Here is an 11,789-nt window from a genome sequence, read left to right on the forward strand (position 1 = left end):
GACGGCATTTCCTCAGACGTTGGCTAACCCAAGACGGCGGCTGGCCTGAGATAATGCAGTTCATCGCCAACACCAAGCGGCGGTGAGCAGATCGAATGATGCTGGTTCAATCGAAGGCGAGTTCCAGACGCCTTTCGGCCTGGGCGACGACCCGGCATTTCGCCTCGAAGCGATCCGCCCTGATGGCCAGCACGAACTGGCCGGGAATGCCGGCGATGTTCGAAACGTCGATGGTGGCGCCGTCCTCGCCGAGGCTGCGAACCGTGCAGTCGATGGTCGACATGCGGGCGTTGAAGACGATCTGGCCGGCCTTCAGCACCCTGCGCCGCGGCCGCGCCTGATCGCCCACGGGGGGATTCCACGCCGTGGTCCGGTTGCGGCCGGCGTGTTTGGAGCGATACATGGCCGCGTCAGCGCGTTCGATCAGCTCCTGCAGGCTGCTGGTCGCGGGATCGAACGCGGCGACACCGAAGCTCGCGGTGACCCGTATTTCATCCGTACCGTGCGCGAGCCGCATGGCCTCGATGGGTGCCGCGCAGCCGCTCGGCGGATTCAAGCGCGCCGTTGCGGCCGGCGTAGAGAAGCACCGCGAATTCCTCGCCGCCGACGCGTCCGAATATGTCGACGTCCCGCAAGGTGGCGCTGCATTGCCGAGCCACACCAGCCAGAACCTTGTCACCCGCGGCATGGCCGAAAGTGTCGTTGACCGATTTGAAATGGTCGACATCGAAGACGATGCAGGAGAAGTCGAAGCGCTGTCGCTGCGCAAGCGCAAAGGCCCTGCCGCCCTGATCGATGAATGCGCGCCGCGACAGCACGCCGGTCAGCGCATCACTGGAGGCATGCTGGCGCAGTTCCAGCTCGTCCACGGCAAGATCGGCGAAATCCTGGAGGATCGCGATGTCGCGGCCGCTGAATTCCCTCGGCGCATAGCCGATTGCGCAGACGCTGCCTATGTTGTGGCCGTCGCGGCTGCGCAAGGGCACGCCTGCGTAGAAGCGGATATGCGGGTCGTTCCTGACCATGGGATTGTCGGCAAAACGGGGATCCTTGGTCGCGTCAGTGACGATCAGCGGCTCTTCATTAAGGATCGTGTACTGGCAGAATGTCGCCTTACGTTCGACTTCATTGACCGCCAGGCCCTCGCATGCCTTGTACCATTGGCGGTGCCCGTCGATGACCGAGATGATGGCGATCGGGACATCGAAGACAGTCTTGATCAATCGCGTAATGCGGTCGAACGACGCTTCGCGCGGCGTGTCCAGAATATCGAAACGCTCGACAGCCCGAAGCCGCGTCGCCTCGCGCAGATCGGCGGCGGAAGGCGCTTGTATTTCCGGCGGATGCTCCTGGAGCATACGAACCAACCTACCTTCGGCGCCCCCTGCCGCGATACCCGCTTCGGCCATGATGGCAAGGCAAATATTATCAATTGGTTATTGGCTGTTGCCACCATCGGCTGCCTCATCCACGATGATTAACGAGCGGCTGTGCGCAGGCACGCGGAAAGGGCTCGCGGCATGATCGACAAACTCGAATTCTTCATCGCGCTGGCCAAGGAAGAGCATTTCGGCCGGGCGGCGGAGGCGTGTGGCGTCACCCAGCCGACCCTTTCGGCCGGCATCAAGCAGCTGGAGGGCCAGCTCGGCGTCATGCTGGTCAATCGCGGATCGCGTTTCCAAGGGCTGACGCCGGAGGGCAAGCAAGTGCTGGTCTGGGCGCGCCGCATCGTCGGTGATTCCCGGACCATGCGCGAGGAAATGCGCGCGGCGCGCCATGGTCTTTCCGGGCGCATCCGCATTGCCGCCATCCCGACGGCACTGGCCATGGTGGCGCGGCTGACGACGCCGTTTCGCGAAAAGCACCCTGGCGTCACCTTCTCGGTGCTGTCGCGCACCTCGATCGAGGTCTTGTCGCTGCTCGGCAATTTCGACATCGACGCCGGCATCACCTATCTCGACAATGAGCCGCTTGGACGGGTGACCAGCGTGCCGCTGTATGACGAGCGCTATCAGTTGATCACGGCGGTCGGAAACCCCTATTCCGACCGCGACAAAGTGACATGGGCCGAGATCAGCCAGTTGCCGCTCTGCCTGCTGACGCCGGACATGCAGAACCGCCGTCTCATCGACCAGCATCTGGCCGAGGCCGGCGTACAGGTGCGGCCGACGCTCGAATCCAACTCGATGATCGTGCTGTTCTCGCACATCCGCACCGGCAAATGGTCGTCGATCATGCCGCTCAACCTCGCGGAAACATTCGGCTTTTCCGAGCCGATCCGAGCCATTCCGATCGTCGAGCCCGATGCCAGCCACACGGTCGGCCTGGTGGCCACGCCGCGCGAGCCGCACACGCCGCTGGTGCAGGCGCTGCTGGACGAGGCAATGGCGCTGGCAGACGATTTCCGCACCCATCGCTAGGCTAGAGAAAGGCGGCTGACCGTGCTTGATAGAAGATTTCTATCAAGCGACGGATCAGCTTTATTGATTTCGCGGGTTTCCTCTGTTTTTGTAACGACTTAGCGCTAGAACGCTACCGACCAGGGAGGGCGCTGCATGACGATGCAGCCTGCAAGTACCGAGCTCGCATCGCGCACGGCGGCGATTATCCAAGAGCTGAAAGGCCTCGAAGGCCCGCTGCTGCCGATCCTGCACGAGATCCAGGAAGAATTCGGCCATGTACCGCAGGCAGCAGTGCCGGTGATCGCCGATGGGCTGAACCTCTCCAGGGCAGAGGTGCACGGCGTCGTCACCTTCTATCACGATTTCCGTGCCCGTCCGGCTGGCCGGCATGTCCTCAAGCTCTGCCAGGCGGAAGCCTGTCAGTCGATGGGTTCGGATGCCGTAGCCGCCAAGATCAAGCAGTTGCTGGGCATCGGTTTCCACGAGACCACCCGCGACGGATCGGTTACACTCGAGCCGGTCTATTGCCTCGGGCTTTGCGCCTGTTCGCCGTCGGCGATGCTCGACGGTGAGGTGATCGGGCGGCTCGATGACGACAAGATCGGCGAGATCCTTGCCGAGGTGCGCTCATGATCCCCCGCATCTACATTCCCGGCGATTCCGGCGCTCTGGCGCTCGGTGCCGAAAAGGTAGCCAAGGCTGTTCGCGCGGAACTCGCCGAGCGTGGCATCGAGGCCAAGATCGTGCGCAACGGGTCGCGCGGCGCCTATTTCCTCGAGCCGATGGTCGAAGTGGCGACCGCCAACGGCCGTGTCGCCTACGGACCGGTCAAACCGTCCGACGTCAAGAGCCTGTTCGACAGCGGCTTCCTAACCGGCGGCCACCACAAGCGCTGGCTGGGCTCGCCGGACAAGATCCCGTTCCTGGCCAAGCAGACGCGGCTGACCTTCGCCCGCTGCGGCATCAACGACCCGCTGTCGCTCGACGCCTACAAATCGCTCGGCGGGCTGAAGGGCCTGCAGAACGCGGTGGCCATGGCGCCGGCCGAGATTGTCAAGCAGGTTACCGAGTCAGGCCTGCGCGGCCGCGGCGGCGCCGGCTTCCCGACCGGCATCAAATGGAAGACGGTGCTCGATACGACATCCGACCGCAAATACATCGTCTGCAACGCCGACGAGGGCGACAGCGCGACTTTCGCCGATCGCATGATCATGGAGGGCGATCCCTTCGTGCTGATCGAAGGCATGGCGATCGCCGGTGTCGCCACCGGCGCGACCAAGGGTTTCGTCTATATCCGCTCGGAGTATCCGCATGCGGTGGCGATGATGAACAAAGCCGTCGACGTCGCCCGCAAGGCTGGCGTGCTCGGCGTCAACGTGCTGGGTTCGCCCAATGCCTTCGACATGGAAATCCGCGTCGGCGCCGGCGCCTATGTCTGCGGCGAGGAAACCTCGCTCTTGAACAGCCTGGAAGGCAAGCGCGGCGTGGTGCGCGCCAAGCCGCCGCTGCCGGCCATCCAGGGTCTGTTCGGCAAGCCGACGGTGATCAACAACGTCATCAGCCTGGCTTCCGTGCCCATCATCATGGACAAGGGTGCCGCCTTCTACAAGGATTTCGGCATGGGCCGCTCGCGCGGCACGATCCCGATCCAGATCGCCGGCAATGTCAGGAATGGTGGCCTGTTCGAGACCGCTTTCGGCCTGACGCTCGGCGAAATCGTCGACGACATTGGCGGCGGTACGGCGACGGGACGTCCGGTCAAGGCGGTGCAGGTCGGCGGTCCCTTAGGCGCCTATTTTCCCCGCGGACTGTTCGACACGCCGTTCGACTACGAAGAATTCGCCAAGCGCGACGGACTGATCGGCCATGCCGGTATCACCGTGTTCGACGACACCGCCGACATGCTGAAGCAGGCGCGCTTTGCCATGGAATTCTGCGCCATCGAAAGCTGCGGCAAGTGCACGCCCTGCCGCATCGGCTCGACACGTGGCATCGAGACCATCGACAGGCTTGCCGCCGGCATCGAACCAGAAAAGAACCTCGCTCTGGTCACCGACCTCTGCAACACGATGAAGTTCGGATCGCTGTGCGCGCTGGGCGGCTTCACGCCCTACCCGGTGATGAGTTCGATCACGCATTTCCCTGAAGATTTCAAGCCCGCGCCGGCGCGCGTGGCTGCTGAATAGGAGCTGGCAGATGAACATCAAGGCCGACTTCCCGACACTCATCGAAGAACTCGACTACGGAACCCCGGAATCGAGGGCGCAAAAGCAGGTCACGCTGGTCGTCGACGGCCGCAGCATCAGCGTGCCGGAAGGCACCTCGATCATGCGTGCCGCGATGGAAGGTGGGGTCGAGATTCCAAAACTCTGCGCCACCGACATGCTGGACTCGTTTGGCTCCTGCCGTGTCTGTCTGGTCGAGATTGAAGGACGCGGCGGCACGCCGGCGTCCTGCACGACGCCGGTCGGCGAAGGCATGGTGGTGCGCACGCAGTCCGACCGGCTCGACGCCATCCGCCGCGGCGTCATGGAGCTTTACGTCTCCGACCATCCGACCGGCTGGAACGAGAAGGCCGGCACTGGCGCCAGCGAATTCGACACGGTGGCTAAGTCGGTCGGCCTGACTGAGAACCGTTACGGCGTCGAGGGCCGCAACCACGTGAAGCAAGAAGATGGCGTCGCGCCCGGCCATGGCTCGCTGGCGGTCGACTACATCGCCCGCGACGAATCCAATCCCTATTTCACCTATGATCCGGCGCAGTGCATCGTCTGCTCGCGCTGCGTGCGGGCCTGCGAGGAGGTGCAGGGCACCTTCGCGCTGACCATCGAGGGCCGCGGTTTCGAATCGCGCATGGTCGCCGGCATGCATGAGGACTTCATCGCTTCCGAATGCGTGTCCTGCGGCGCCTGCGTGCAGGCCTGCCCGACCGATGCGCTGCGCGAGAAGACAGTGCTTGAGAAGGGCATGCCGGAACGCTCCGCCGTCACCACCTGCGCCTATTGCGGCGTCGGCTGCTCGTTCAAGGCCGAGGTGAAGGACGACGAAGTCATCCGCATGATGCCCTACAAGGACGGCAAGGCGAACCATGGCCATAGCTGCGTCAAGGGCCGCTTCGCCTATGGCTACGCCACCCACAAGGACCGCATCCTGTCGCCGATGATCCGCGAGAAGATTTCCGACCCGTGGCGCGAGGTGAGTTGGGAAGAGGCGATCGCCCACACGGCCAAGGAATTCCGTCGCATCCAGTATCAGTACGGCCGCACCTCGATCGGCGGCATCACCTCCTCGCGCTGCACGAACGAAGAGACCTATCTCGTCCAGAAGCTGGTGCGGCAGGGTTTCCGCAACAACAATGTCGACACCTGCGCCCGCGTCTGCCATTCGCCGACCGGCTACGGCCTCGGCCAGACCTACGGCACCTCGGCCGGCACGCAGGATTTCGACTCGGTCGAATTCACCGACGTCGCTGTCGTCATCGGCGCCAATCCGGTGTCCGCCCATCCGGTGTTCGCCTCGCGGCTGAAGAAGCGGCTGCGCCAAGGCGCCAAGCTGATCGTGCTCGATCCGCGCCGCACCGAGATGGTCAAGTCGGCGCATGTCGAGGCCGACTATCACCTGCCGCTGAAGCCCGGCACCAACGTAGCGGTGCTGACGTCGCTGGCGCATGTCATCGTCACCGAAGGGCTTTTCGATGAAGCCTTCATCCGCGAACGCTGCGACTGGACGGAGTTCCAGGACTGGGCTTCCTTCGTCGCTTTGCCGGAGAATAGTCCCGAGGTCGTCGGCAAGCTTTCCGGCGTCGACGCGGAGCTGATCCGGGGTGCTGCGCGGCTCTACGCCAAGGGCGGCAATGGCGCGATCTATTACGGCCTCGGCGTCACCGAGCACAGCCAAGGCTCGACCACCGTTATGGCGATCGCCAACCTCGCCATGGCCACCGGCAATATCGGCCGGCCGGGCGTCGGCGTGAACCCGCTGCGCGGCCAGAACAATGTGCAGGGCTCGTGCGACATGGGCTCCTTCCCGCACGAACTGCCCGGCTATCGCCACATCTCCGGCGAAGCCGTGCGCGATATCTATGAGAGCCTGTGGGGCGTGAAGCTGGACGACGAACCCGGCCTGCGCATCCCCAACATGCTCGATGCCGCCGTCGACGGCTCCTTCAAGGGCATCTACATCCAGGGCGAGGACATCCTGCAGTCCGATCCCGACACCAAGCATGTCGCGGCCGGCCTCGCGGCCATGGAATGCGTGGTCGTGCACGACCTCTTCCTCAACGAGACGGCGAACTACGCGCATGTCTTCCTGCCGGGCTCGACCTTCCTGGAAAAGGACGGAACCTTCACCAATGCCGAGCGCCGCATCAACATGGTGCGCAAGGTGCTGGAGCCGAAGGCACGCTATGCCGACTGGGAAGCGACGCAGGAGCTTGCCCGTGCGATCGGGCTCGACTGGAATTACGAGCATCCCTCACAGATCATGGACGAGATCGCCCAGACGACGCCGAGCTTCGCCGGCGTCTCCTTCGATCTGCTCGACCGTGTCGGATCGGTGCAGTGGCCCTGCAACGAGAAGGCCCCGCTCGGCACGCCGATCATGCATATCGACAGCTTCGTGCGCGGCAAGGGCAAGTTCATCCGCACCGAATATGTGGCGACCGACGAGAGGGCCGGACCGCGTTTCCCGCTGCTTTTGACCACCGGCCGCATCCTCAGCCAGTACAATGTCGGTGCGCAGACAAGGCGCACCGAGAACGTCATGTGGCACTCGGAAGACCGGCTGGAGATCCATCCGCACGACGCCGAAAACCGCGGCCTGCGCGATGGCGACTGGGTGCGGCTGACCAGCCGCTCGGGCGAGACGACGCTGCGGGCGCTGATCACCGACCGGGTGTCGCCGGGCGTGGTCTATACAACGTTCCACCATCCGGACACGCAGGCCAACGTCATCACCACCGACTTCTCCGACTGGGCGACGAACTGTCCGGAGTACAAAGTGACGGCGGTGCAGGTCGGCGCCTCCAATGGTCCGTCGGACTGGCAGCGCGAGTACGACGAGCAGGCCAAGAACAGCCGCCGTATCGCCTCGCTGCAGGCAGCGGAGTAGTCTTGGCCGCGCGCCGCAAAGCAACGACGCAGATATCGCGGCTGGCGCACCGCGCCAGCGGCACGGCTGCGGCCAACCGCATGGTGCCGGAGGAAACGCCGGTGGCATTCTCCTTCGCCGGCACAACCCATGCGGTGATGATGGCGAGCCCGGCTGACTTCGAGGATTTCGCGCTCGGCTTTTCGCTGACCGAAGGCATCATTGCTAACCCGCAAGAAATCGAGGCCATCGAGGTCGAAGATCATGGCGCCGGCATCGACATCCAGATCCGGCTGAAGGACAAGGCCAATACCCGCTTCGAGGCGCGGCGGCGCAGGCTAGCCGGCCCGGTCGGCTGTGGGCTCTGCGGCATCGAATCCATCGAGGAAGCGATGCGCTCCGTCGATGCCGTTGGTGCGTCAAAACTTACGCTTGATGCGGACGACATCGTGCGCTCCGTCAAGCTGTTGTCGAAGGTGCAGCCTCTGCACACTGAAACCGGAGCCGTGCACGCCGCCGGCTTCTACATCCCCGGCAAGGGCGTCGTCATGGCGCGCGAGGATGTCGGGCGCCACAATGCGCTGGACAAGCTGGCCGGCGCGTTGGCGAAAGCCGGCATCGACGGCGCGTCGGGCGCTGTCGTGGTGACGTCGCGCGTGTCGGTCGAGATGGTGCAAAAGACCGCCTCTATCGGCGCGGCCTTCATCATCGCCGTCTCGGCGCCGACGGCCCTTGCCATCCGCACCGCGCAAGAGGCCGGCATGACGCTGGTGGCGCTGGTGCGCGGTGATGATTTCGATGTTTTCACCCACCCCGACCGGGTGGTCTTGGGAGTTGCCCAGCATGTCGCATGACGAAGATCATATCACGAGCACCAGCGAGAAGCTGGTGCGCATGGCCAACCAGATCGCGGCCTTCTTCCATTCCAAGTCGCGTGAGGAAGGGATTGCCGGCATCGCCGAGCATATCAACAAGTTCTGGGAGCCCCGGATGCGGCGGCAGTTCTTCGAACTGCTGGACAGCGGCGAAGGCTTCGACGAACTCGTCGTGGCTGCATCGGCCAGGATCAAGCGGCCGATCACACCAGCCGAGGCCGATCTCAAGCTTGGGCTCAAGCCCTCCCCGGCAGACGTCGCCGCATCGCAGAAGTAGCCGCAAGCCGGTCGCGCGGGCTTACATTCCTTTCCGCTAAAGTTTGAGCTGCCGCTATCGACGCGGCTCTGCTATGGTCGACGATCAGAAATCGTCAGGCCGGGCGGAAGAAACCTCGTGAGGCCGATCGAGACCCGATATGCCCGCAGTGGCGAGGTGCGGATCGCCTATCAGGTGGTCGGCCAGGGTTCGCTTGATCTCGTCTTCGTCCCGGGCTTCATTTCCAATCTCGACCTGCATTGGGAAGACGAGGGCTATACAAGGCTCTTGAGGCGGCTGTCGGCATTCTCACGGCTGATCCTGTTCGACAAGCGCGGAACCGGCCTCTCCGACCGTGTCGATGCCCATCAACTGCCGAGCCTCGAAACCCGCATGGACGATGTGCGCGCGGTGATGGATGCGGCCGGCAGCGGCCGGGCGGCATTGCTCGGCGCTTCAGAGGGCGCGCCGATGGCGATGCTGTTCGCCGCCATCTATCCGGAGCGGACGCGGGCGCTGGCGCTCTATGGCGGCTATGCGCATTTCCACAAATGGGTGATGTCGCCGGAACGCCTCGATGCCTTCATTGCTACGGCCGAAACGGCCTGGGGCACCGGCGCGACCTTGCCGAATTTTGCACCGGGCCGAGTGGACGATACCCACTTTTCAACATGGTGGGGACGTTTCGAGCGCCTGTCGGCAAGCCCGACCGCGGCAGCCGCACTTGCCCGCATGAATGCCGGGATCGACGTGCGAGACATCCTCGGCGCGATCAGCGCGCCGACACTGCTGATCCATCGCCGCAACGATGTTCGTGTCGATCCCGAGGCCAGCCGCTTCCTGGCGAAGAAGATCCCGAATGCACGGCTGGTCGAGATCGCCGGGCGCGACCATCCGGTCTGGACCGGCGATGTCGACCGCGTTGCCGATCTGATCGAGGAGTTTCTTACCGGCCAGCCGGCGGTGGCGGACACGGAGCGTGTGCTTGCCGCATTGCTGGTGACGCGCATCTACGACACCGCCAAGCTTGGCGACCGCATGTGGCACGAGCGCAGTCAGCGCTTTCAGGAGAGCTGGCGGCTGCTGGTCGGACGCCATGGCGGACGTGCTGCGGGCACCCATGGCGAATTGATGATCTCGCGCTTCGACGGGCCGGCGCGCGCCATACGCTGTGCGGCGGCGCTGCGCGAGGCGGCACAACAGATCGGCGTGGCGAGCGCGCAAGGGGTGCATGTCGGCGAGATCGAAGCGCGCGGCCCGCCTGCCGGACTGACAGCCCGCGTGGCCATGCAGTTGGCCAACCATGCCGCGCGTGGCGACATTCTGGCCTCTCGGCTGGTTGCCGATCTGGCGGCGGGGTCCGGCCTGCATTTCGTCGACGCCGGCCGCGTCAGCCTCGGCGAACTGGACGAGCCGTTGCCGGTGGTGCATGCGACGTCGGAGCAGCATCTGGAACCGGCCTGCCGCCCAAAGTCTAAGCCGACGGAACCCGCCGCTTTGACGGCACGGGAAAGCGAGGTGGTGAACCTGATCGCCGATGGCAAGAGCAATGCCGCGATCGCCGCCGAGCTCAGGCTGAGCGAGCACACGGTCAAGCGTCACGTCGCCAACATTCTGCTCAAGCTCGACCTGCCATCGCGCGCGGCAGCGGCGGCATTTTCCGCCAGGCACGCTGGCCCGGACGGGCCATGAGAGCCATGGCGCTTTCGGGCGAAGCGGGCACGCCGATGCAAGCGCTATCAATTCCCCCCATGCAGGCCAGGCGGATACCGCCGGGAAGGCGCTGCGAACGGAGGATGAAATGCTCAAGTCAAAATTGAATGTCAGATCATTGGTGATCGCGGCAGGCATTGGCGCGCTGTTCACGATCTCTCCCGCAAAGGCCGAGGATGTATCGGCGGCAGCCGCCTACAAGGATATCCAGGCGACGCTCGGCTCGGTGCCGGACATGTTCAAGACACTGCCTGACGTCGCCATCGCCGGCGCCTGGGCCGAGATCAAGGGCGTGCAGCTCAACCCCAAGACCGCACTGGACGGCAAGACCAAGGAGCTGATCGGCCTTGCGGTCGCCGCGCAGATACCTTGCCAGTACTGCATCTATTTCCACACCGAGGCGGCCAAGCTCAACGGCGCCAGCGACGAGGAGATCAAGGAGACGATCGCGATGGCAGCGATCGTGCGCCACTGGTCGACGATGCTCAACGGCAGCCAGGTCGATCTCGCGACTTTCAAGAAGCAGACCGACGACGTCTTCGCGGCCGTCAAGGCGAAGTCGCAGTGAACGACACTGCCCATCGATAAGCGTCGGGCAGACTTCCGCACATCAACCGCCCGAAGACGGGCCATGGAGGATGAAATGCTGACCAAGACCCAAGCCGTGGATGGCGCGGCCATCAAGAAGGCGATCGAAACCCGTGACGGCAAGACGCTGTCGAGCTTCTACGCCGACGACGCGCTGGTGCGCGTGATCGACCGCAACAACCCGCCGAGCAAGCCGCGCGAGATCCGCGGGCGCGCGGCGATCACCACCTTCTGGGACGACATCTGCAGCCGGGCGATGACCCACAAGGTCGACACCACGATCGCCGACGGCAACAGCCTGGCCTTCACCCAGGCCTGTGCCTATCCGGACGGCACCAAGGTGTTCGCCGCCGCAATGCTGGAACTGAAGAACGGGCAGATCGCACGGCAGACCGTCGTGCAGGCCTGGGACGAATAGCAGGTAGATCAACAGCGGCCTGGGCCGCAAACCTGGAGGAGAAGAAGATGTTCAGCGCCAGATGGCAGATCGACGCCAAATTCGGACACAAACAGACCGTGCTCGACCTGCTGAAAAAATGGGAGCGCGAGATCGGCTCGCAGGTCGGCCTGGCCGAGCTGAAGTTCCAGATCATGACCGGATCGATCGGCGCACGGGAGGCCACGGTCGAGTCGCACCACCAGGTCGAAAGCCTGGCCCAGCTGGAGGCGATGTTCGCCAAGATCGGCAAGATCGACGCGCACGCCAAATGGGGAAAGGAGATAGAGCCCTATGTCGTGTCGGGCTCCAGCCTGTGGAATATCTATCGCATCGTGGAATAGCGGCGGCTGCGGTCTTACCTCTCCCCTTGTGGGAGAGGTCGGATTGCCACGATTTGTCCTTCACAAATCGGTTGGCAATCCGGGTGA

General features: G+C 64.1%; 12 protein-coding genes. 10 read left to right on the plus strand and 2 right to left on the minus strand.

The features are described 5' to 3' along the window. Positions 1 to 106: 106 nt before the first annotated feature. Positions 107 to 517: a diguanylate cyclase domain-containing protein gene (locus tag AC0V7N_RS00965; RefSeq protein ID WP_475453893.1), complete on the minus strand. Its 411-nt coding sequence runs from the start codon at positions 515 to 517 to the stop codon at positions 107 to 109. Further along, a complete protein-coding gene (locus AC0V7N_RS00970) occupies positions 492 to 1,358 on the minus strand; it encodes a sensor domain-containing diguanylate cyclase (protein ID WP_475453895.1) in 867 nt (288 codons plus the stop codon). Before AC0V7N_RS00970 ends, AC0V7N_RS00965 begins: the two co-directional genes overlap by 26 nt. Before the next feature lie 162 nt (positions 1,359 to 1,520). Here AC0V7N_RS00970 and AC0V7N_RS00975 point away from each other — a divergent pair, with 162 nt between their 5' ends. From AC0V7N_RS00975 to AC0V7N_RS01020, 10 genes are all read left to right on the plus strand, one after another. Continuing rightward, a complete protein-coding gene (locus tag AC0V7N_RS00975) occupies positions 1,521 to 2,420 on the plus strand; it encodes a LysR family transcriptional regulator (RefSeq protein ID WP_475453896.1) in 900 nt (299 codons plus the stop codon). 135 nt (positions 2,421 to 2,555) lie between these two features. Further along, positions 2,556 to 3,035 carry a formate dehydrogenase subunit gamma gene (locus tag AC0V7N_RS00980; protein ID WP_496627653.1) on the plus strand — a complete coding sequence of 160 codons (480 nt, stop codon included), beginning with the start codon at positions 2,556 to 2,558 and terminating at the stop codon, positions 3,033 to 3,035. Then, positions 3,032 to 4,588 carry a formate dehydrogenase beta subunit gene (locus tag AC0V7N_RS00985; RefSeq protein ID WP_475453900.1) on the plus strand — a complete coding sequence of 519 codons (1,557 nt, stop codon included), beginning with the start codon at positions 3,032 to 3,034 and terminating at the stop codon, positions 4,586 to 4,588. The genes AC0V7N_RS00980 and AC0V7N_RS00985 overlap by 4 nt, the downstream gene beginning before the upstream one ends. Before the next feature lie 10 nt (positions 4,589 to 4,598). Then, a complete protein-coding gene (gene fdhF, locus AC0V7N_RS00990) occupies positions 4,599 to 7,511 on the plus strand; it encodes a formate dehydrogenase subunit alpha (RefSeq protein WP_475453902.1) in 2,913 nt (970 codons plus the stop codon). 2 nt (positions 7,512 to 7,513) lie between these two features. Then, the gene (gene fdhD / locus AC0V7N_RS00995; protein WP_475453904.1) at positions 7,514 to 8,344 is read left to right on the plus strand and encodes a formate dehydrogenase accessory sulfurtransferase FdhD; all 831 of its coding nucleotides are present in this window, start codon (positions 7,514 to 7,516) and stop codon (positions 8,342 to 8,344) included. Continuing rightward, positions 8,334 to 8,642 carry a formate dehydrogenase subunit delta gene (locus tag AC0V7N_RS01000; protein WP_475453906.1) on the plus strand — a complete coding sequence of 103 codons (309 nt, stop codon included), beginning with the start codon at positions 8,334 to 8,336 and terminating at the stop codon, positions 8,640 to 8,642. The genes fdhD and AC0V7N_RS01000 overlap by 11 nt, the downstream gene beginning before the upstream one ends. A gap of 117 nt (positions 8,643 to 8,759) precedes the next feature. Next, positions 8,760 to 10,313, plus strand: a complete 1,554-nt coding sequence (locus AC0V7N_RS01005; protein ID WP_475453908.1) for an alpha/beta fold hydrolase — start codon at positions 8,760 to 8,762, stop codon at positions 10,311 to 10,313. 109 nt (positions 10,314 to 10,422) lie between these two features. Continuing rightward, a complete protein-coding gene (locus AC0V7N_RS01010) occupies positions 10,423 to 10,902 on the plus strand; it encodes a carboxymuconolactone decarboxylase family protein (RefSeq protein ID WP_475453910.1) in 480 nt (159 codons plus the stop codon). 75 nt (positions 10,903 to 10,977) lie between these two features. Further along, positions 10,978 to 11,340 (plus strand): nuclear transport factor 2 family protein, encoded by a 363-nt coding sequence (locus AC0V7N_RS01015; RefSeq protein ID WP_475453912.1) that lies wholly within the window; start codon positions 10,978 to 10,980, stop codon positions 11,338 to 11,340. Between the two features lie 47 nt (positions 11,341 to 11,387). After that, entirely contained in the window at positions 11,388 to 11,702 is a 315-nt protein-coding gene (locus AC0V7N_RS01020) for a hypothetical protein (RefSeq protein WP_096453170.1), read from the plus strand. Positions 11,703 to 11,789 lie beyond the last annotated feature (87 nt).

It is taken from the genome of Mesorhizobium kamtschaticum (genome assembly GCF_056174585.1).

What these genes read in the sequence shown, in the direction of transcription:
- AC0V7N_RS01000 (WP_475453906.1), top strand. Translation starts at nt 8,334, where the DNA reads ATGTCGCATGACGAAGATCATATCACGAGCACCAGCGAGAAGCTGGTG.
- AC0V7N_RS00965 (WP_475453893.1), bottom strand. Translation starts at nt 517, where the DNA reads ATGCGGCTCGCGCACGGTACGGATGAAATACGGGTCACCGCGAGCTTC.
- fdhF (WP_475453902.1), top strand. Translation starts at nt 4,599, where the DNA reads ATGAACATCAAGGCCGACTTCCCGACACTCATCGAAGAACTCGACTAC.
- AC0V7N_RS01015 (WP_475453912.1), top strand. Translation starts at nt 10,978, where the DNA reads ATGCTGACCAAGACCCAAGCCGTGGATGGCGCGGCCATCAAGAAGGCG.
- AC0V7N_RS00970 (WP_475453895.1), bottom strand. Translation starts at nt 1,358, where the DNA reads ATGCTCCAGGAGCATCCGCCGGAAATACAAGCGCCTTCCGCCGCCGAT.
- AC0V7N_RS01020 (WP_096453170.1), top strand. Translation starts at nt 11,388, where the DNA reads ATGTTCAGCGCCAGATGGCAGATCGACGCCAAATTCGGACACAAACAG.
- AC0V7N_RS00980 (WP_496627653.1), top strand. Translation starts at nt 2,556, where the DNA reads ATGACGATGCAGCCTGCAAGTACCGAGCTCGCATCGCGCACGGCGGCG.
- AC0V7N_RS01010 (WP_475453910.1), top strand. Translation starts at nt 10,423, where the DNA reads ATGCTCAAGTCAAAATTGAATGTCAGATCATTGGTGATCGCGGCAGGC.
- AC0V7N_RS00985 (WP_475453900.1), top strand. Translation starts at nt 3,032, where the DNA reads ATGATCCCCCGCATCTACATTCCCGGCGATTCCGGCGCTCTGGCGCTC.
- AC0V7N_RS00975 (WP_475453896.1), top strand. Translation starts at nt 1,521, where the DNA reads ATGATCGACAAACTCGAATTCTTCATCGCGCTGGCCAAGGAAGAGCAT.